General features: G+C 42.9%; 22 protein-coding genes and 1 pseudogene. 8 read left to right on the plus strand and 15 right to left on the minus strand.

Annotated elements, in window-relative coordinates; all coding sequences use genetic code 11:
* A pseudogene (locus tag AS888_RS12805) lies at window positions 1-563 on the plus strand (transposase); the annotation flags it as partial.
* Window positions 564-919: 356 nt separating this feature from the next.
* Here the strand turns inward: AS888_RS12805 and AS888_RS12815 are convergent.
* Window positions 920-1,759 (minus strand): YihY/virulence factor BrkB family protein, encoded by an 840-nt coding sequence (locus tag AS888_RS12815; RefSeq protein ID WP_061142546.1) that lies wholly within the window; start codon window positions 1,757-1,759, stop codon window positions 920-922.
* A gap of 16 nt (window positions 1,760-1,775) precedes the next feature.
* Window positions 1,776-2,177 (minus strand): hypothetical protein, encoded by a 402-nt coding sequence (locus tag AS888_RS12820; RefSeq protein ID WP_061142547.1) that lies wholly within the window; start codon window positions 2,175-2,177, stop codon window positions 1,776-1,778.
* A gap of 230 nt (window positions 2,178-2,407) precedes the next feature.
* Between AS888_RS12820 and AS888_RS12825 the strand changes: the two genes are divergently transcribed.
* The 3 genes from AS888_RS12825 to mobB all read left to right on the plus strand — a co-directional run bounded on the left by AS888_RS12825 (window position 2,408) and on the right by mobB (window position 4,550).
* On the plus strand, window positions 2,408-2,632 hold the full coding sequence (locus tag AS888_RS12825) for a DUF1128 domain-containing protein (protein WP_061142548.1): 225 nt from the start codon (window positions 2,408-2,410) through the stop codon (window positions 2,630-2,632).
* Between the two features lie 92 nt (window positions 2,633-2,724).
* Window positions 2,725-3,990 (plus strand): molybdopterin molybdotransferase MoeA, encoded by a 1,266-nt coding sequence (locus AS888_RS12830; protein ID WP_061142549.1) that lies wholly within the window; start codon window positions 2,725-2,727, stop codon window positions 3,988-3,990.
* Window positions 3,972-4,550 carry a molybdopterin-guanine dinucleotide biosynthesis protein B gene (gene mobB / locus AS888_RS12835; protein ID WP_081092431.1) on the plus strand — a complete coding sequence of 193 codons (579 nt, stop codon included), beginning with the start codon at window positions 3,972-3,974 and terminating at the stop codon, window positions 4,548-4,550. The genes AS888_RS12830 and mobB overlap by 19 nt, the downstream gene beginning before the upstream one ends.
* 151 nt (window positions 4,551-4,701) lie before the next feature.
* Here mobB and map read toward each other — a convergent pair whose 3' ends face one another.
* From map to AS888_RS12865, 6 genes are all read right to left on the minus strand, one after another.
* On the minus strand, window positions 4,702-5,448 hold the full coding sequence (map, locus tag AS888_RS12840) for a type I methionyl aminopeptidase (protein ID WP_061142551.1): 747 nt from the start codon (window positions 5,446-5,448) through the stop codon (window positions 4,702-4,704).
* Between the two features lie 116 nt (window positions 5,449-5,564).
* Entirely contained in the window at window positions 5,565-6,080 is a 516-nt protein-coding gene (locus AS888_RS12845) for a type 1 glutamine amidotransferase domain-containing protein (protein ID WP_061142552.1), read from the minus strand.
* Window positions 6,081-6,274: 194 nt separating this feature from the next.
* Entirely contained in the window at window positions 6,275-6,550 is a 276-nt protein-coding gene (locus AS888_RS12850; protein ID WP_061142553.1) for a late competence development ComFB family protein, read from the minus strand.
* Between the two features lie 44 nt (window positions 6,551-6,594).
* On the minus strand, window positions 6,595-7,350 hold the full coding sequence (gene motB, locus AS888_RS12855; protein ID WP_061142554.1) for a flagellar motor protein MotB: 756 nt from the start codon (window positions 7,348-7,350) through the stop codon (window positions 6,595-6,597).
* Window positions 7,343-8,134 carry a flagellar motor stator protein MotA gene (gene motA, locus AS888_RS12860; protein ID WP_061142555.1) on the minus strand — a complete coding sequence of 264 codons (792 nt, stop codon included), beginning with the start codon at window positions 8,132-8,134 and terminating at the stop codon, window positions 7,343-7,345. The genes motB and motA overlap by 8 nt, the downstream gene beginning before the upstream one ends.
* A gap of 286 nt (window positions 8,135-8,420) precedes the next feature.
* The gene (locus AS888_RS12865) at window positions 8,421-9,518 is read right to left on the minus strand and encodes an AbrB family transcriptional regulator (RefSeq protein ID WP_061142556.1); all 1,098 of its coding nucleotides are present in this window, start codon (window positions 9,516-9,518) and stop codon (window positions 8,421-8,423) included.
* Window positions 9,519-9,906: 388 nt separating this feature from the next.
* On the opposite strand from AS888_RS12865, the gene mreBH reads away from it, so the two are divergent.
* The 4 genes from mreBH (at window position 9,907) to AS888_RS12885 (ending at window position 13,495) form a co-directional block, all read left to right on the plus strand.
* Window positions 9,907-10,914 carry a rod-share determining protein MreBH gene (gene mreBH, locus AS888_RS12870; protein WP_061142557.1) on the plus strand — a complete coding sequence of 336 codons (1,008 nt, stop codon included), beginning with the start codon at window positions 9,907-9,909 and terminating at the stop codon, window positions 10,912-10,914.
* Between the two features lie 233 nt (window positions 10,915-11,147).
* Entirely contained in the window at window positions 11,148-11,711 is a 564-nt protein-coding gene (locus AS888_RS12875; protein ID WP_061142558.1) for a tyrosine-type recombinase/integrase, read from the plus strand.
* Window positions 11,712-11,764: 53 nt separating this feature from the next.
* A complete protein-coding gene (locus AS888_RS12880) occupies window positions 11,765-12,262 on the plus strand; it encodes a cation:proton antiporter regulatory subunit (RefSeq protein WP_061142559.1) in 498 nt (165 codons plus the stop codon).
* A gap of 6 nt (window positions 12,263-12,268) precedes the next feature.
* The gene (locus AS888_RS12885; RefSeq protein ID WP_061142560.1) at window positions 12,269-13,495 is read left to right on the plus strand and encodes a cation:proton antiporter; all 1,227 of its coding nucleotides are present in this window, start codon (window positions 12,269-12,271) and stop codon (window positions 13,493-13,495) included.
* Between the two features lie 77 nt (window positions 13,496-13,572).
* Here AS888_RS12885 and AS888_RS12890 read toward each other — a convergent pair whose 3' ends face one another.
* From AS888_RS12890 to AS888_RS12920, 7 genes are all read right to left on the minus strand, one after another.
* Window positions 13,573-13,770 (minus strand): gamma-type small acid-soluble spore protein, encoded by a 198-nt coding sequence (locus AS888_RS12890; protein ID WP_061142561.1) that lies wholly within the window; start codon window positions 13,768-13,770, stop codon window positions 13,573-13,575.
* 166 nt (window positions 13,771-13,936) lie between these two features.
* Window positions 13,937-15,043 carry a glycosyltransferase family 2 protein gene (locus AS888_RS12895; RefSeq protein WP_061142562.1) on the minus strand — a complete coding sequence of 369 codons (1,107 nt, stop codon included), beginning with the start codon at window positions 15,041-15,043 and terminating at the stop codon, window positions 13,937-13,939.
* Between the two features lie 39 nt (window positions 15,044-15,082).
* On the minus strand, window positions 15,083-16,609 hold the full coding sequence (locus tag AS888_RS12900) for a phytoene desaturase family protein (protein ID WP_061142563.1): 1,527 nt from the start codon (window positions 16,607-16,609) through the stop codon (window positions 15,083-15,085).
* Window positions 16,610-16,642: 33 nt separating this feature from the next.
* On the minus strand, window positions 16,643-17,128 hold the full coding sequence (locus tag AS888_RS12905) for a glycosyl-4,4'-diaponeurosporenoate acyltransferase CrtO family protein (protein WP_061142564.1): 486 nt from the start codon (window positions 17,126-17,128) through the stop codon (window positions 16,643-16,645).
* A gap of 57 nt (window positions 17,129-17,185) precedes the next feature.
* Window positions 17,186-18,583 (minus strand): aldehyde dehydrogenase family protein, encoded by a 1,398-nt coding sequence (locus tag AS888_RS12910; protein ID WP_061142565.1) that lies wholly within the window; start codon window positions 18,581-18,583, stop codon window positions 17,186-17,188.
* Window positions 18,576-20,072: a phytoene desaturase family protein gene (locus tag AS888_RS12915; protein WP_397251744.1), complete on the minus strand. Its 1,497-nt coding sequence runs from the start codon at window positions 20,070-20,072 to the stop codon at window positions 18,576-18,578. Before AS888_RS12915 ends, AS888_RS12910 begins: the two co-directional genes overlap by 8 nt.
* A complete protein-coding gene (locus AS888_RS12920; protein WP_260320196.1) occupies window positions 20,062-20,958 on the minus strand; it encodes a phytoene/squalene synthase family protein in 897 nt (298 codons plus the stop codon). The genes AS888_RS12915 and AS888_RS12920 overlap by 11 nt, the downstream gene beginning before the upstream one ends.
* Window positions 20,959-21,039: the final 81 nt, after the last annotated feature.

Raw genomic sequence — 21,039 nt, forward strand, 5'->3', positions numbered from 1 at the left:
TTTGGAGCCACTTGTTGAGCAAGTGATTGAGAAAGTTGGAAAACCAGAAGCAGTTGCCGCAGATGCAGCTTATAAAACACCAGCGATTACAAGCTACCTACTTAACAAACACACCTGCTTTACCCTATACACGTCCTCGTACAAAAGAAGGATTCTTTCGCAAACATGACTATGTTTACGATGAACACTTTGATTGTTACCTTTGCCCTTCGGGAGAAACTTTAAAGTACTCAACACAAATAAAGAGGGCTATCGAGTACAAATCGCCCAAACAAATTTGTGCAACATGCTCATTTTTATCAAGGTGTACGGAAAGCAAAGACCATCAAAAAGTAGTGACACGGCATATCTGGCAAGCATATGTGGAAGAAGCAGATCATCTGCGTCATCATCAAGAGGTAAAACCTATATATGCGAAACGCAAAGAAACGATTGAGCGTGTATTCGCAGATGAAAAAGAAAAGCATGGTATGCGTTGGACTACTTTAAGGGGACTTAAAAAATTGTCGATGCAGGCGATGCTTACTTTCGCTGCCATGAATGTAAAGAAGATGGCCACTTGAACATGGCAAGGTCCTAAAATAGCTTAACATAGTGGCTCGAAGAGCCCAAATCTCGTAACCTTTGGTCAAAATTTCAAAGGAATTTCAAAAGGGGTTCGGAATTTTTTAATTCCGAACCCCTTTTGTCTACAAACTGAAAGGAGCCCCAAGGCTCCTTTTTTTATGTTTAGCTCTTTAATGATACCCGTTCTTACCGTTTGCAGAACCAGACGTTTTATGGTTCGAACCTTTTTTCCCTTTTTGCTTTGTGCTGCCATCCTTTTTACTCATGAAAAAACTCCTCCTCTACAAAAGTTGTCATTTCTTGAATAGTATCTGCGGCAGGATGGATCGCCATTACGGGAAGTCAAGGAAGTTCATTCACATTCTGGATTTTTCTTTTCGCTCAAAAGGGCATTTATTTCCCCGCCCAGGATGATGATGAGTCCTGATAAGTAAAACCAGACCATTAGAACGATGATTCCCCCAAGACTTCCGTATGTTGCGGAATAATTGGCGAATTTATCGACATAAAACGAAAACAAAAAGGAAACGAGGCTCCAGCCTGCCGTTGCAAAGATAGCACCAGGCAACACGGTTAAGCATTTCAGTTTCTTATTCGGTGCAATCCAGTAAAGGATTGTAAACACGATTAGAAATACAATCGTGCTGACCACCCATCGCAATTGATTCCAAATGGTTAGAAACTCATCGGATTGTCCAATTTCAGAAAACAGGAATACTCCAATCTGCTTTCCGAATACCGGGAGCAGCAATACGACAACAAAAACAAAAATCATCGCTAAAGTGAGCAAAATCGACATTCCCCGGGAAATAAAGAAAGTTCGACTTTCTTTTACACCATATGCATGGTTAAATGCTTTTATGATTGCATTCATACCATTTGAGGCCGACCAAATCGTACCGATGATACCAAACGACAATAATGTACCGTTCGCCTCCATCACTTCCGATAAATTGGTTTCAATGATCTTCATCGAATCGTCAGGTGCGTAGGAACGGACCGTATTCAATATATCTTCTTGGGAAAATGGCAGATAGGCCAATAAAGTGAACAAAAATATTAATAACGGAAACAAGGAAAGCAAGAAGAAATATGACAGCTGAGCAGCTAATCCCGTCACTTCATCCATCTGTAACCGTTTTATGAAAGCCTTGAAGAATGAGCCTTTCAGCCATTCCTGTTTACTGGCCATATCTCCACTCCTTTTTCTAATTTAAGGGAACCCTTCCTTCCGGATCGTGATTCGCAGACGACTCACTCTCATTCTCTGACGTAAAGACTTCCTTCGTCTCCATCACCACATGGGCAACTTGCGCCGGAATATCTTTCATTTCCTCCACCTTTTGGGAAATGAAAGATACATCATCAGATATTTTTTCTACCGTTGAACGGACCTTCGTCGATGTTTCACGCACTTGCGAAAGTACCCCATTGGGATTCTTTACGAATTCACTCATAGTACCTATGCAGCTTTTACCGTTTTCCAATACAGACATACGCGTCGTTTTATCAAAAAGGCTCACCACAGCCCCTGCAACCGCCCCAATAAAGACCGCTTGCATAAATTTGCTTTTCTTGGCACTCTTATATTCTTCTCGAATGTTGCTCATATATTCTCCTCCTCTTCATATATTGATTGATGGATAATGGTATCTATCTCCATTATACAATGTTTATATAAGTTTTTTCCTATCTTTTCCCAAACCCACTCACTTTAAAACGCGGAGATAATCGAGAGAATTGGGTTTCATGCTTGCATTCAGCTCCAAAATCCATTGACTTCTAAGGGCAATCATGCAAAGATGAAAATAATTTAGGAACGTTTGAGAGGATGAGGGAAATGGATTTAACTCAAAACACGGCAGAAAGTGTCGAGTTTATGGTGGAAGCGATAAAGGACAAATTAAAAGTGATGAATTTCGGTGCAATCAAATCAACCCATTTTGATATCGAGATGTATGAAGAGCTTCATGACATTTATCAGATGGTCATGAAAAAAACGAACTTCAGTGTCCGTGAAATGGAAGCGATCGCCGAAGAACTCGGCAGACTGCGCAATAAGTGAACGGTTAAATCCTCCCAATATGGTGAGGATTTTTCTTTTTTTTTGGATTTCTGCTACATTTGATATATGAATAAGAGACAGGAGTGGAAAGCATGGTGGAAAGAAGAACGCCGATCAGTATATCAGCAGCAGTCAATAAAGTGATGGAAAATAAACTAGCGGGACAAATGGAATGGGTGCCCTTGGAAGAAAGCCAGCATCGTTTTTTGGCACAAGATATTACTGCTACACATGATGTTCCGCATTTCAACCGCTCCCCTTATGATGGCTACGCTCTCAGGTCAATCGATACCGTCGAAGGTTCCGTACATAGCCCTCTCACGTTCGAGGTGGTGGAGGCGTTGGCTGCGGGTATGGTATCGACCATCCCCGTACAGCAAAACCAAGCCGTAAGAATCATGACCGGAGCTCAAATGCCCGCTGGATGCGATGCCGTGATCATGCTTGAGCTTACAAAGGAATCGGAAGTGGACGGAAAGAAATACATATCATTCAAACGCTCCCTTAAGGAAGGGGAAAATGTATCCTTTCAAGGCGAGGACGCACGACATGGGGATATCCTAGTGAAAAAAGGTACAAATATCAATCCAGGAATCATTGGATTGCTTGCAACTTTCGGTTATGCAGAAGTTCCTGTCGCCGCAAAGCCTGTCGTTGGATTATTCGCTACAGGATCGGAACTTCTCGATGCTCACGAACCCTTGCAGCCAGGGAAAATCCGCAATAGCAACTCACATGCCATCTCCGCCCAAATTCACAGGGCTGGAGGAGAAGTCCGTTACTATGGGAAGCTTAAGGATGAGTTCGAAGCGAGCTACGCTGCCATTTCAAAGGCCTTGGAAGAAGTCGATTTGCTCATCACGACTGGTGGCGTATCCGTCGGTGACTTTGACCTTCTTCCTGATGTTTATCAAAAACTTGGAGCTGATGTGTTATTCAACAAGGTGGCCATGCGCCCCGGAAGCGTTACGACTGTAGCCGTTTATCAAAATAAATTTTTATTCGGCTTATCCGGTAATCCCTCTGCCTGTTATGTCGGCTTTGAACTTTTTGCAAGACCGATCATCCGGGCGATGCTGTTTTCCGAACAGCCGCATTTACGCAAAGAAACAGCTCGATTGGCAAAGGACGTCTTAAAGCCCAACCCATTTACACGTCTTCTGAGAACACGATTTTATTACGAAGCAGGTCAATTGAAGGTAACTCCAAGCGGTGTCGATAAATCCAATATTACCACTAGCTTGGCAGGTGCCAATTCACTGACCATCCTACCAGGCGGGACGAGGAATTTTCATACGGGTGACATCGTGGAAATCCTGTTGCTGGAGGACCAGGAAGGTTGTGGTTGGCCGTGGTGAAGCCCTTTGTTTTTCAGGTTGTTGGCTACCAGAATAGAGGAAAGACGACCTTCATAAAGAAGGTCATCGAAAAGCTCCGCAAAGTGAAAGTGGAGGTCGCCGTACTAAAGCACCACGGCCATGGCGGAAAACCAGATATCGCTAATTTGAAGGATTCCCATAATCACTTTCAAGCTGGCGCAGTGGCTTCACTTGTTGAAGGGGACGGTACCATGGAATTGCTCGGCAACCTCAACGCTGGAGCTTCCATTACTGAGCTGATTCAATTATTGGGGCTATTTCATCCCGATGTGATTTTAATTGAGGGGTATAAACAAGAGGACTTTCCTAAGGTAATTCTAATAAAAGAAGAAAGTGATCTCATTTTATTGGAAACGCTTTTGAATGTCAAAGCGGCGATAGCATGGCCTGAATGCCTTGAGCGAACCATGAATCATGCGACCGTACCCGTCTTCCCCTTGGATGCGGATCTTTTCTTTGAATGGTTTTTAGAACGAATTTTAGAATGGCATAATGCCCGTTCAATCGTTTTAAGAAAAATGGACGAAGGAGATCAATGAATCGAACGCTTCTTCTTCGCGATTGGCCATCTGCAACTGTTTTATTAAAACTTTTATAACGGTATGCCTTCCTCTTCGATCCTCCATTAAAAAGGTCTCGGAATGAGCCCATTCCGAGACCTTTTTGAAAGTATCATGCAGATTTAAAATTTCATTGCTCCGTTAGAATAAGCGGACCGTTTTTCGTGATGGCGATCGTGTGCTCATATTGGGCCGAGTATTTCCCGTCTGCGGTGGAAGCCGTCCATCCATTCGCATCCCGGCTGGCCTTATATGTACCTACGTTGACCATCGGCTCGATCGTGAACACCATGCCTTCCTTAAGGCGCGGGCCTTTATTCGGCAGCCCATAATGAGGAACCTGCGGCTCTTCATGAATGACATTTCCAATTCCATGTCCAATGAAATCGCGAACGACCGAAAAGCCCTCCGCCTCGACATAAGTTTGGATCGCATGACCTATATCACCGATCCGATTGCCTACCAGACTAACTTCGATCGCCTTATATAAAGATTCCTTCGTCACTTGCACCAAATGTTCCGTTTCCTTCGAAACCTTTCCGACCGTATACGTCCAGGCCGAATCGGCAAGGGCGCCATTATAATTGACGACCATGTCAATCGTCACGATATCTCCATTTTTCAAAGGGGTTTTACGGGGGAAGCCATGGCAGATTTCTTCATTTATACTTGCACATGTCGCATATTCATATCCTTTGTATCCTTTTTGTTCCGGCTTCGCGCCATGTTTTTTTAGGAATCCTTCAACAAATTCCTCTATTTCCCACGTAGTCACACCAGGAACGATCATTTTTGCAATCTCCCTATGACAAGCGGCCAATATTTTACCTGATTCGTGCATCGCTTGAATTTCACGTGCAGACTTTAATACGATCAATCGTGACACTTCCTTTTTTATTCGTCTCTCCTTATATTTTACTGCAAAGATGGTAGTATATGAATCCTTTAAAGCTTATTACAAAAAAAATCCCGGCAGCTGCCGGAATTTTTTTATTATTTCAATAAGTTTAACGCTTCCCGGTTAAATGCAGGAAGATCTTCCGGCGTCCTGCTGGTTACAAGTTGGTTGCCGCAAACCACAACCTCCTTGTCCAAATATGTCGCACCTGCATACTCCATATCGACTTTAATCGAGGTATAGCCCGTTGCGTGGCGCCCTTCAAGTGCCTTGGCCGTAATCAGCAGCTGAGGTCCGTGACAAATCGCAAAGACTGGTTTTCTATCATCCATGAACGCTTTGACAAATGTTACGAAGCGTTCGTCAGCACGCAGCTGGTCAGGCGAGAAACCGCCCGGAATGAACAATGCATCAAAATCCTCTGGTTTCACTGAATCGATGCTTTCATCAATCTTGACTTCCACTTCACCTTGTTTGCCTTGAACCGTTTTCCCTTTTTCCATTTCGATTGTCGTTACTGTATGGCCAGCTTCCTCAAATGCTCTAGCCGGTTCACTATACTCGGAATCCTCAAACATATTCGTTACTACACATGCAATTTTTTTACTCATATAAAATTCATCTCCTCATTTTTGATCGAATGAACCTACTTTGTACTTTATTTATCTTCCCTCCTGTACCGTAAATAAAACACATAAATCATAATCTTCCCTCCAACACGCGATACATTCTCCGCTGATCGCATCATTATTAGGCAAATCGAAAAAAGATAAGGCTGCTTGAACCTTATCTTCCCTCCTGCCAGTCAATGTTTAGGATATTGCCCCACAACGTGTATGGCATTGATGATCCTCTTATTGATCCATTTCCGGTTTTCTTCCGTATTCAAATTCTCGAATATCCGCCTACGTCCTTCTTCTGTCGTTACATAGTAATTGGGCATATTATTCAATGATAATGTGATGATGTCATTTTTACATTTGCCGCATGAACAAAATGTTTGGTATTCCATACCTGACATTAAAACCTGAACCCAAGTCACAACGATTTCTTCCATCACATTTGTATATTCTCGTTCCATGTATACTCCTTCAAAAGTAAAACCCGTCCATTCCAGACAGGCTTTCACTCATTTATTGCCGTCCGCGGGACTATCAGGATTTCAACTCTCCGATTTTTCGCCCTTCCTTTTTTCGTTTCATTAGAAGCAACCGGCTTGAATTCCCCATGTCCTTTAGCACTGAACATTTCAGGGTCCAACTCTTTATTTTCCAGAAGAAGTTTCATGAAATTCACGGAACGCATCACGCTCAGGTCCCAATTGGATTCGTATTGGTGGTTCTTGATCGGAATATTATCGGTATGCCCGCTAACGATGATGTTTCTCGGTAGGTCCATGACCAGCAAAACGGATATCTCCTTTGCGATTTTTCGGTTTTCGCTCCTAACCTCGGCAACACCTGATTCAAACAGAACATTTTCCCTTATCGATATCAACATGCCTTCATCCGTGAGGTTCGTTCCCAATTTATCAGTCAAATCATTCTTTTTGATATACGCGTCCACACGTTTCTTGACTTCTGTAAGCTCTTCCTGCTCATTTTTCCCTAATTTCTCCAGATCCTCCGCCCCTGCTTTTTGCTCAGGCGATGTCGGCTCATTGCTCGGGGAATCACTCGGGAAATCCATAAATCCCGTTCCGCTCGTAAACACCTGGTTAAATACGTTGGACAATTGCTGGAATTTCACTGCATCAACCGAGCTCGAAGCGAATAAAACGATAAAAAGAGCAAGAAGCAATGTTAAGATATCGGCATAGGGAACCAGCCACGATTCATCGATATGCTCTTCATGCCTATGTTTCTTTTTCCGCCTAGCCATCTTCTCTCACATCGCCTTCCAGCCACTTTTTACGATCTCCAGCAGGCAAATATGAGGTTAATTTCTGTTCAATCGTTCTTGGCGCTTCTCCTTCGATGATCGATAAAATCCCTTCTATCATCATTTCCTTGATCCGGACCTCCTGCTGCGATTTCCGCTTGAGCTTATTGGCAAAGGGATGCCATAACACATAACCCGTGTAAATCCCCATCAAGGTTGCAACGAACGCCGCAGATATCGCATGTCCCAATGCCTCCGTATCAGCCATATTCCCTAACGCTGCAATCAATCCGATTACTGCACCCAATACTCCAAGTGTCGGTGCATATGTACCCGCTTGAGTGAAAATCGCTGCACCGCTCAGATGGCGTTCCTCCATCGCATCGATTTCCTCCGCTAAAATATCCCGAATGTAATCAGCACTTTGCCCTTCAACAGCAAGATTCAAGCCATTTTTCAAAAAGGTATTATCGACTTGATCCGAAATGCTTTCCAATGCCAATAAGCCTTCTTTCCTGGCAATGACCGCCCATTCCGAAAATGTTTTGATTAATTCTTCCGGCTTCGTCAATTTTTGCTGCAAAAATAAAATCTTGAATATTTTTGGCAGTCTTTTTAATTCTGACAAAGGAAAAGCCGTTACGACAGCCGCAATCGTTCCTACAATAATGATCAAAATGGCGGCAGGATTGATCAACGCCGTTACACTTACGCCCTTCAACACCATTCCGACCAAGATGGCCACAATACCCAGTACTACGCCCAAAACTGATGTTATATCCATAATATTCACCCATTCATTTAAAATCTCGTCTTCTTTTTATATCGGTTGTTATGTGAAAAAAATGAGGATTATTTTACTATTCCGTTTTAAAATTCATTAAATCATCACAAAATCCATCTACTTTTCTCCTTACAAAGGGCCGTTTCACTAGCCTATTTCCTCAATTCAGATAAATTTTTTGCACGTGTATGAAATTTCAAGCCCCACCGTAAAAATTGAGGCCGTTTATATGGAAGGTTTGGATTTCCCTCGTGAATTTTTTGAATCGAAACAAAGGCAAAGCTAGTCAGCTTTGCCCTTGTTCCTGTTTTCGCTCGTTTCTTCCATCCAGCCATTTGATGACGGGTGAAAGAAGGAATAAAATGAATAATATCCTGAATAAATGAAAGCTTGTGACAACGGATAAATCGACATGAACGGACATCGCTGTGACAGCCATTTCCGCCACACCGCCTGGCGCCATGCTCAGGAACAGTTCATTCGCCTGCAATGATAGCAGCGGAGCAAGCTGTATCGATAAAAAATAGCAAAAACCGATCAATAGGATATTACTTAAGAATACCGCTCCGAACATTTTTCTGAAAAGTCGTGGGTTATCAACCTTCAATGTGTAGCCTAAATGAGTGCCAATCAATAATTGTGACATGCTCAGCCAAAAGTCGGGTATTTGCGGGGCACCTGGTCCGACTAAATTGAATATTGCCGCAGCCATTAAGGGGCCGAGTAAAAAAGGCAACGGGAAATTCACTCTCTTTGTGATGAAGATGAATGATAGCAGGGTCACCAACATCATGATAGCCATTTTCCCGTCATAATCAAATAAGAAAAACGGCCGTTCAGCCATGGGCGCCACCGCACCTGATTCAACTGACATTGCATGGGTCACCAGCCAGGGAACGATGGATATCACCAGAATGATCCGAAGGGTCTGCATGAAACCGACAACCGTTTCATCGCTATTCTTCATATCCTCACTTAAAACCACCATTTGGGAAAGTCCTCCGGGAAAACTGCCAAGCATGGAAGTGCTTGGCGATAGGTTCATCCGTTTCCCCACAAACCATCCGGTCACCATTGAAAAAAAAATGATGGCGATCGTCGTAAAAAGCATGACAGGCAAATATTCAACCATCTCGTTCAAGGATTGTTTCGTGAATGCACTGCCAAGTTGCAAGCCAAGAATGACCAGTCCAATGCTTCTGAAGGGCTTGGCCCAAAACATGTACTTCCTTAGCTTCACTTTCGCGATCATAACAACAAATAAAGGCCCAAGCATCCACGGCAAGTATACGCCAAGCCGATCAAACGTATAGCCGGCAAGGAAAGCGAGAATGGATGTAAAGATGACTTTAAAACTCTTACTCTCAATAAAATATGTACGCACAACATTACCTTCTTTATCGGATTTTCATCTATATCTTAACATAAAATGTACGGTTCCAAAGGTGCCCCACCTTGTTTAGGACATAAGCCAGGAATAAACAGCCATTAGTCGCTTCATTCATCCCCCTGATTTTTTCACTTCTCATTGCGCAGTTGCCCTGCTTTTTTTCAATCATGGAAGCCTATTGGCACGGGTCGCATCCACATGAAATATTCCATTCATGGCTCGTTCGCCAGCTTCAGCCATTACTATAATTCAACATCATTTTCCTATCGAAAAAGGAACGAGGTCACCCGTCTATTATTTACTAGAATTACCACCCCCATAAACCCCCTACAAAAGGTAGAATGAGTATATAGGGGTCAAACTCTTATGGAGGGGTGACTAAATGTTATCAAATACAGAAATAGGCATTGATTTAGGAACTGCAAATACGCTAGTTTACAGTAAAAATAAAGGAATCGTATTTAATGAGCCATCAGTGGTGGCCATTGATATAGAGACTAATAAAGTATTGGCAGTCGGTGTGGATGCAAAAAACATGATTGGGAAAACACCTGGAAATATCGTCGCAATTCGTCCGCTAAAGGACGGTGTCATTGCAGATTTTGACGTAACCGCGCAAATGCTTCGTGAAATCATGAAAAAAGCAAGCAAGGCCCTGGGCTTATCGCTCCGGAAGCCTAGTGTCGTGGTATGTACGCCATCAGGCTCAACGTCAGTCGAGAGAAGGGCCATTCAGGATGCAGTCAAAAGCTGCGGAGCCAAACAGGTCCATCTCATCGAGGAGCCGGTGGCGGCAGCAATCGGGGCAGGACTTCCTGTCGAGGAGCCCGTTGCCAATGTGATCGTCGATATAGGCGGCGGTACGACTGAGGTTGCGATCATATCATACGGCGGAGTGGTATCCTGCAATTCAATCAGAATTGGCGGGGATCAATTGGATGAAGATATCAGCCAATATGTCAGGAAAAAACATAATGTGCTGATTGGCGAAAGAACAGCCGAAGAAATAAAAAAAGAAATCGGCTATGCACTTGTTGAACATTCCGTGATGACGATGGAAGTCAGGGGCCGCGATCTTGTAACAGGCCTTCCAAAGCCCATTACCATATCATCCACTGACGTTCAGGCAGCCATCCAGGAATCGCTTCTTCATATATTGGAATCGATCAGGGCCACTTTGGAGGACTGTCCACCTGAATTAAGCGGGGATATCGTCGATCAAGGCGTCATCCTATCAGGCGGTGGTGCACTTCTCAACGGAATACAAGAATGGCTGACGAATGAAATTGTCGTCCCAGTCCAGCTTGCGGACAATCCGCTTGAATCAGTTGCCATCGGAACCGGCCTTTCACTTGAGGTCATTCATAAATTACAAAAAGCGGTATACTAGAACAAAAGGGATCCCTACTTGGGGATTCCTTTTTTTTATCCACTCATGACCCCTCTTCGCTTTTAAAAGAAACGGATATATTTTCACTTGATTGTGTAGAGAATAAGAAAAAGCTTTTTTCAGTTCAACAGTACTTTTCTTTTTGGAGAAGCCTTTATAGGACTTATCGTATGAAATGTTACATAAGTTATGATATAATATAATTATGTTACATTGGCAAGAGGAGAAGATGTATGGAATATGTAGAAGCCTTTAAGGATATCAATCAAATTAGCAAAATAAAGACCTATTTACGAGCTCATTCCAGTCGAGATTATTTATTGTTCGTGCTCGGCATCAACACAGGCATGAAAATAAATGAAATGCTGGAAATCACAGTCGCAGACGTTCTTGATGAAACGGGGAAAATCAAGGAGTTTTATGAGCAACGGATGGAAACCGGCGAAGTCACTCAAATATTTTTAAACCTAAAGGTTCGTACCGCTTTACAAGAGTACCTTAAAGGCTCGAAGGTTATCGAGGGTCAATTTTTATTTCTTTCGCCTAAGACAAAAAAGCCGATTACGCGTCAGCAGGCGCACCGGATCATTCATGATGCTGTGGAAGGTGCAGGACTGACAGGGAAATTCGGGGCAAGTTCGATGCGTAAAACTTTCGGCTATCATGCCTATAAACAAGGTGTGTCATTAGCTTTGATCCAAAAGCATTACCATCATTCAAGCCCGTCTGAGACACTGAAATACATCGGCATTTCCAAGGAGAAGAAATTCAAGACGATTATTGATGTCAACTTATAAACATGTTTCTCCCTTCCGTTAACTCAAACCAAAAAATTTAAGGAGGAATTCCAGTGAGAATTAGAGAAAGTGAACTTCCTGGCATTGGTCAAAAGTTCGAAATCATAACCAGAAATGATGAAAAGCTAGTAGTCGTCATTCACGATGACGGCCGTCGGGAATTATACCATTTTGACCAGGAGCACGAAGATGTCATATCAAGCATCACCATCAACGATCAGGAATCGAGGCAATTGGCTTCCATCATTGGCGGCATGGTTTATAAACCGCAAGCTCTTGAAACGATTGAAATGTCCCTTGGTGACTTGGTGATTGAATGGTTCAAGGTCGAACCGGGTTCTAAAGCCATCAATCAAACGATCGGGTCGATAGATATCCGGAGCAATTATAACGTTACCGTCATCGCCCATTCGAAAAAGGGTAAAAAACAACTGAATAATCCCGGTCCCGACTCTGTCATCGAAACAGGCGATACACTGGTGATATCCGGTGAAAGAAAAGATATCCGCAACCTGACAAGAGAATTATTGACCGACGAAAGGAGTGACTAAGCTCCTATGGACCATTTAGTCTTCGAAGTGGGAACTGCCCTGCTTCTAGTAGCATTTGCTGCTCTCATTGCAGGTAAATTCAAAGTATCCAATGTACCCATTCTCATTATCATCGGGATGCTCGTCGGTCCCCATGCCCCGCACTTCGGGTTGATTGATTTACGATTCATCGAGAGTGATGCAATCATAGCGTTCCTCGGAAGGGTCGGTATCTTATTCCTCCTGTTTTATTTAGGGCTTGAATTTTCCGTTAAAAAGCTAATGAAATCAGGGAAAAATATCGTGACTGGCGGAACCTATTATATATTAATCAACGTAGGTATGGCCCTCATATATGGGTTCCTCCTGGGGCTCCCATTAAAAGAGGTCCTGATACTAACAGGGATTATCAGCTTTTCATCAAGCGCCATTGTGGCCAAGGTACTGGTGGACTTGAAAAGGACCGGTAACAATGAAACGGAGCTAATCCTTGGTATTATCATGTTTGAAGATATCTTCCTCGCCGTTTATTTATCAGTCGTATCTGGATTGGTATTAAGCTCTTCTGGTTCCGTTTGGGGAACATTACTTTCTACTTTCATCGCGATCGGGTATATGCTGATATTCTTCGTAATAGCCCGGAAGGCTTCTGGGGTACTGAACAAATTATTCAATATATCCTCAGATGAGATATTTATCATTGTCGTGTTCGCGTTACTATTCTTCATTGCAGGTTTCTCTGAAACGATTCATGTTGCAGAAGCGATTGGCGCTTTATTGCTCGGGCTGGTCTTTTCGGAAACGGAACATAGCGACAGGATTGAAAAACTTGTCATTCCCTTTAGAGACTTCTTCGGGGCCATATTCTTCTTCAGCTTTGGCTTGAGTATCGATCCGACCTCCCTGGGCGGAGCAATCTGGATGGTTCTTGGGGCCGTCATCATCACCATAATCGGTAACTTTGCCGCTGGCATGATAGCCGGACGCAAATCAGGCTTATCTCACAGGGCTTCCGCTAATATCGGTCTAACGATCGTTTCTCGTGGTGAATTCTCCATCATACTAGCAAACCTTGGCATTGCCGGCGGTTTAATGCCTATACTCACCCCGTTTGCTGCATTATATGTGTTGACCTTAGCGATTCTTGGACCGATCATGACCAAGGAATCCAAACACATCTATAATATCCTTAATAAAGTCTTCAAATGGACCCCTCCGAAAATCGAAAGGGAACAAGAAAAAAAAGTGCACTAAAAAATCCAGACAACATTGTCTGGCTCAGAATGAAAAAAGGAAGCCTCGGCTTCCTTTTTTTATATACTAATTTGAATTTATCTGCCTTCTGATTGTTGATTTTGCTTTTTTACTTCCTGAACATTCGTTTCCCTTGCGAACTCCGTTTCAAATTGCCCTTTAGTCGATTGTTGGTTTTCACGTATGACTTCCAGAGCATTTGTCTCACTTGCAAACTCCGTTTCAGATTGAGTAGCATGTTGTCTAAAGTTACCTGCTTGATTTTTCTTTTCCATTTGTATTCACCTCCACGATAGTAACATAACCAACATCGTGAGGTAGTATCCGGAAATTCCTCGCCTTCATAAATCTAATGGGGCAAAGGTTTCTACTTAATTTTTCTCAAAAATACGAAAACGAGCGTTGTCGCCTAATGAATAATGGGACGGGAATTAAAGATTTCTAGACATTTATTTTACGACCCTTCCATTTTACAGAACGTAAAACATTAACCCGGAAGAAGGAATATACATAGACTCCTGTGAAAAATAAAAACAAAAACGGATAAAAGGGGAATACCGCCCATTTGAAATTACCGACCCTACGGGCAAACCATGCCGTTTGAATCGTATAGAGAATATACAATACTCCACTGAAAATAATGGCGGGCGTGTCTAATTCAATAATGGAAGAGATCAACGCTCCCGTAGAGATTAAACTGCCGGCAATCCAGATGATAACCATCAACATGATGACTGGATGAGTGGACTTGGAACCAACGGCAAAGCTTTTGCACCAGCCTTCTATCAGGCTACTCAAGCCTTCCGGGTACATGCGTAATGAGATGATCCCTTTGCCACCCAAGCAACGAACCGGGAGATTATGGTCAAGAAATGCCTGGCCCAGTGCCAGATCATCCATGATTTCTCCCTCGATCTTTTTATGCCCCCCCGACAAAAGATAATCGTCTCTATTGCATAAAATGCACGGACCGAACGAACCGGCGGTTTTAAAACGTGCTCCCCAAATGGTACATACATTCATGCCCACAATGACAATAATGTTAAATATTACAGAAAGGTGTTCATACAAGCGATCAACCGTGTGATAGGGCTGTAAGGATACAATGCCCCTTGCTCCTTTTCCCTGGTAGAAATTTAATAGATTTTTTAAACCATCCAAATTGGTGAACGCAGTATCTGCATCCAAAAACAATAGCCAACTCCCTTTTGCATGCCTAGCACCACGCCAGCAGGCCGATGACTTCCCGGATCCTTCATTTTTTAGAACATTTGCACCGTAACTTTGTGCAATTTCCACAGTATTGTCAGTTGACTGGTCGTCAACAACCAATATTTCAAATTGCTTGAAACGTTGTTCCTGCAAGGATTGCAATAACGGTGAGAGCCTGCCTCCTTCATTCCTGGCAGGAATAACGATTGACAGAAATGGAAGACCGGTATTCTTGCTGGAGGATAAAATTGGAACTGGTAAAGACCAGAACATGATAATGGCAATCATGACTGCCAGAAAACCAATAGCGAGATTAATCACTTCTGAAGCTGTCATATAAAACGCCTCCTTCATCTAAGAGTCATCAGAACGTCTTCATTTTCCTGAATAATCGAACATTTCACCTGTATCGTCTTGTATCAGTTCCTGTGCAGTGATCTTGGCGGATAGTAGCACGATAGGGACACCAGCACCAGGATGTGTGCTGCTTCCGGTAAAATACAAATTTTCACAATGTGTTGCTTTGCTTTGCGGACGAAAGTGGTTGCTTTGGGCCATGATTGGTTGCAAACCAAAAGTGGCGCCATTATATGCATTGAACTTCGACTCAAAGTCCAATGGTGTTGTATATGTTTCGGTTACAATCTCATTTTCAATTTTTTCAAAACCACGGATTTTTTTTAATTCATCTAAAATGTAGCTGCGATAATAAGAAATGGTTTCCTCGTCCCACTGATAATGGGCTGTTGCTATATTCGAGACAGGCATCAGGATATACAGCCCATCTTTCCCCTCGGGTGCAAGGGAAGGATCCATTTTTGAAGCTATGTACACATAAAAGGAGGCATTCGTCAGTTTCTTCCCTGCAAAAATATCTTCCAGATTCTGATTTAGCTTTTCATTGAAAATAAAGTTATGCACATGACCAATTTCTTCATATTTTCGATCCATACCGAGATATAAAAGAAAACATGAACAGGTGTATTTCATGCTGTCAATCTTTCTATCGGTATATTTCCCTTTAGCGGTCTTGTCTTTTATCAAGTGTTTCATGGCATATGGGAAGTCTGCATTACAAACGACAAAATCCGCAGAGACTTTTCTGCCCTCCACGATAATCCCGGTCGCCTTGCGATGATGAATGCATATTTCCTGCACATCTTTGCCATAGTGGATGGTTCCTCCAAGTTCCGTGAAGAGCCTCTCCATAGAGAGTGCCATCGTATACATACCGCCTTTGATGAACCATACTCCATATAAAAATTGGATCATGGGGATCATGCTGTAAAAAGATGGACTTTCAATTGGGGAAATGCCTATGTACAACGTTTGAAAACTGATTAACTGCTTCAGCCGTTCATTCTTGATATATTTTCCTATAAAAGAATCTGCAGTGCCGCGTGCTTTCAGTTTCACCACTTTCCTCAGCATGGAAAGGTTATAAAAATCAGCCTTTTTGCGGAATGGTCTTTGAAGAATGTGATGCTTTGCAACGACAAAGCTTTTGTAGATTTCATGCAGATATAGAAAAAAACCTTCCGCATCCTCTTCGCTGATCGATTCAATCATCCGTGTCAATTCGGTAAGGTCTGAGGAGATATCAAAAGGCTTGTCGGGAATATCACTGAAGTAAGCCCGATAAATCGGGTTCAATTTTTCCATTGGAATATAATCATCGGGGTTACGTCCGCATAGTTCGAAGATCTCCCGATATAATTCCGGCATCATGACGATACTCGGCCCCAAATCAAATGTATAGCCATCCAGTTCAATTCGATTCATTTTGCCACCGGGAGTTGTTCCTTTTTCATATATCTCCACCTGGTACCCCGCTTGCTGCAGTCTGATTGCACTGGCAAGCCCTGCAACACCTGCCCCCACAACAATAACCTTCTTACTCATGTGCATTCCCTCATTTCCTTACAATATGCTGCTTCATTTCTTAACAAATTCTGAAGTAATGGCAGTAATACGTCCGCGATTGTAGCGCTGAACAACGATAATGGGCAGGTTGAATACAAACGCATACAGGATCATCACCCAGCCCGCCCATACCGGATTCCACAAGAAGAACAACGGAGCAGGCAGTATGGAGAGCCAGTGTGTGAATTCCGCGCGTTTTGTTTCCGCAGCAAAGATCGTCAAGTCCCTCAACCCGATGCCATGTAACCCCTTTTTACTGTACCCCTTTTTAAGAAAAATCGTGCCGTCTATAATATAGCCTTTCCATTTTTTCACCCGGAATAAACGCTGCCACAATTCTCCGGATTTTTCCCAAGAGAAGATCCGAAACCAAAATTGATCTCTTAGAAACCATACCAAAGGCAGTTTCAAACAAATGGCAGAAATGGACAGATGAAAAAAGGGCCATGCAAAAATGTCGATGATAAGGATCCAATGGACAGGTAATGAAACAATCATGATAATTCCCCTCATTTTCTATGCTTCACAGGTAACATCGTGTTCTATGAATTCTAATTACAACAGCCACTTTCTTAACTTCTTCAAGAATTTCATATTTCTATCGGAATAAGGCGGGAATTTTCCTTGAAAATGGATGAAATGATAGGATTTGTAATCTGTTTTATCATAACTGAAGGCTAAAAAACCAGCTTTTCCATGATAAGCACCGTATCCGCTTCTTCCAACCCCTCCAAATGCGACATGGGGATTCGCGGCATGATGTATCACTTGATTGGCGCTAATGGTCGGTGACTTCATATGTTCCATGAACTGCAGGATTTGTTTGTTGTCTTTACTGAAAATATATCCTGTAAGTGCATCACGTTGAATCCTATCACTAGATAATAATGTTCTTAAATCCGTATATGGAATGACAGGGAGTACCGGGCCGAATATCTCTTCCTGAATGATAGAACTCCCCGGTTTCACATTCACAACCACCGTTGGTTCGATGAACCGGTCGTTTCTATCATACTTCCCGCCATGCCAGATATCCCCTTTTCCGATAAAATCAACCACCTTCTGGAAATGTGCATCGTTACAAATCCTACCATAATCATCGCTTTCCTGGGGTCGATCTCCGTAGAAAGCTAAAAGCGAAGCCGATATTTCAGAAAGTGTTTTTTCGTAAATGGACTGATGGACAAACAGTGTGTCCGGCGCAATACACGTTTGCCCCGCATTAAGAAACTTACCCCAGACGATTTGCTGGATTGCCGCTTTTGAAAAGCCCGTTTCATCCATGATGCAGGGGTTTTTGCCGCCGAGTTCCAGTATCACCGGTGTGAGTTGATTGGCCGCCTGCCGCGCTACCGCTTTTCCTGTCTGCTGACTGCCTGTGAAAAAAATCAGGTCAAAAGGTGCAGAAGTCAATAGGCTGGCGGTCTGAGCATCTCCTGTAACAACTGTTAATTGTTCGGGAGGAAATACGTGATTAATGACCTCTCTAAGCAGTTCACCAGTTGCAGGTGCAAGTTCAGATGGTTTGATCACACAGCGGTTTCCGCTGGCTATCGCTCCGATGGCAGGCATTAATGCAAGCTGGAGCGGATAATTCCACGAACTAATGATGAGTATACTCCCGTATGGATGCCTCATTCTTTTGATCGCTTCCACATATCCAAGTTTTAGATGCCTGGACCGAACAGGCCGGATCCATTTTGCTAAATGCTTGCATACATAATCGATTTCATTTAATAAAACCGTAATTTCAGAAGAAAGTGTTTCGAATGGCGGTCTTCCCAAATCTGATTGAAGGGCTTGAATAAATGCCCTTTCATGCTCCAATAGAATGGACTTCAGCTTCAATAGCTTTTTTTTACGCGTTTCAATTGAAAGGTCTGCACGGGAAATTAGATCCTCTCTCTGCCTTTCCGGTAATGTCTTTAGAAAATGACCGTGATTGTCAGACATTGGATACATCCCTCTGAACAATTTTCTCGCTTACAAGCTGACCACTTAAGGTAACCATTGGCATTCCGCCGCCGGGGTTTACCGTTCCACCGACAAAATATAGATTGTCGTAGCGTTCACTCTGTTTCGGATGCTTAAATCCTTTATTCTTCATGCGGTCTGACACCGTTCCATAAATCGCACCGCGGTCGGAGCCATACACCCTCCTGATATCTTCCGGTGTCCATACATCCTTTGTGACTATATTGTCCCGTAAGTCATGCAGGCCCATTTTTTCCAATTTGATCAAAACCCGCTCAGAGAATCGTTCATAGTCCTGCTGTGTATAAGGTTGTTGATCCCGAATATAGGGAATATGGGGCAGTACTTTTATATTTTCATATCCTGCAGGAGCTTGTGTCGGATCCGTCTTATTGACATTGACCAAATAAATGACCGGGTCTTCCGGCAGCTCATGACGATGGAAGATCGAATGCATTTGCTGCTTCATATCTTCTGCGAAAAAGAAATTATGATGGCGCAGCTGCGGATAGCTCTTTTTCACTCCCAAATGCATCACGAGGCCGGAACTGGCCGGCTCGAATTTCTTTTTCAGTTTTTTTACATAATGGCTGTCTTCTTCCAGTAAACGTTCGTAAACCGGTATGACTTCCATATTGGAAACAAAATAATCTGCTGTTAGTTTTGTACCGTCTTTCAAAATAGCTCCGTTAATTTTCCCATTCTTTTTTTCAAGTTTTACGATCTGCTTTCCTAGGTGGAAGGTAACACCCACTTCCTCAGCCAGCTTCACCAGGCCACTGGAAAGATTGTGTAAACCGCCGGGTATATACCATACACCCTGGTCATGCTGCATGTAGATCATCATATTCAACACGGCCGGTGCATCGTAAGGGGACGAACCCACGTACTTGATAAAATAGGAGAGCATCACACGGAGCTCCTCATTACTGATCCGTTTATTAATGGCTCCATGAACCGTAGAAAACAGATCGAAGTTCCTCAAAGCGGTGAACAAACCGGTATGTTTCATGATTTGTCTCGTAGTATCAACGCCATGCTGAAAATAGGTTTTATCCGTCATATCATAAAGTCTTTTCGAATAGTGAAGCAGATTTTGATATTCTCGCATATCATTTTCACTCAGGGCTGGGTTCTTCTCTTGCATCTCGTTCAAATCTTCATATAGGTCAATGACATTTCCACCAGGGAAAAAGGAGCGCCATTGATGATCCAGCTTTTCAATCGGGACGTAATCCTTCATGGATTTTCCACTCGCGGAAAATAATCGTTCAAAAATCCGAGGCATCGTCAGGATGGATGGGCCAAGATCAAAACCAAAACCATCTTGATCCAGCCTGTTCAATTTTCCTCCAATGTGGTTGTTTTTCTCATATAAGGAGACATCGTATCCTGCTTGCGCAAGTGAAATCGCAGCTGACAGTCCACCGAGTCCGCCTCCGATGATGATTACGGTTTTATTTTTCAACTGTAAATGCATCTCCTTCCCACAAACCAAAGACGTTGTTGGCTGCAGCATTGATTTGGGCCATTTTTTCTTTTGTAACATAGTTTCGTTTAGTTAGACACTGGTATTCATTGTTTCGCACAGCATCAAGTATGCCTCTGTAAATGTGAGCAGACAGATAGACCGGTATGCGGCTATCTGGATCTAACAGCTCGATGTTGAACAAGAACTTGTTATATAGTGATTCAGCTCGAGCAGCAAGTTTTTCCCATAGGCCGATGAAATTTTCATTGATCGTGCCGTTATGTAAATCATGCTGTGAATAGTGGACATGGGTTAGTTCGTCTTCGGGTAGATAGATGCGATTTTTCTCACGGTAATCTTCTCCAATATCACGCAGGATATTCGTTATTTGCATGGCAACTCCAAGACTTATCACTGATGAATGCAAATCGGCAGAAGATCTCGAAGCGATGACAGGAACAAGCATTAAACCAACGGAACCAGCTACATAGTAACTGTACCTTTCCAGTTCATGCATTGTTTTCGGGGGTGTAAAGGACAAATCCAAGGATTGCCCAGTCAGCTGGTCATAAAATGGGCTGATATCCATGTCATACGTATTGAATACATGTCTGAGTGCGCGCCATAGTGGCTTATCCAATTCCTCATGCTCGTTGAACAAATCAAGTTCTTTCTTTAATTGTCTCAGCAACTGAACCTTTTTCTTGGATGACTGGCTTCCATCTGCACACTCATCTGCGGTTCTGCAAAAAGCATAGATGGCATAAACGGCTTTTGCTTTTTCACTAGGGAGTTGTGAAAATGCATAATAAAAGATTTTGGAATGTTTTTTTATGACCTTTTCACAATAATCGAAATCGGCTTGCCTTTGCTCTTTATCCATATCCATCTCCTTCTGATCCATTTCCAGATCATTGAAATGTAATAAAGCGTCGATTGGGCAGGTAAACTTTTTTCTACTGCT

This window comes from Peribacillus simplex (genome assembly GCF_001542915.1).
Lineage (GTDB): Bacteria > Bacillota > Bacilli > Bacillales > DSM-1321 > Peribacillus > Peribacillus simplex_B.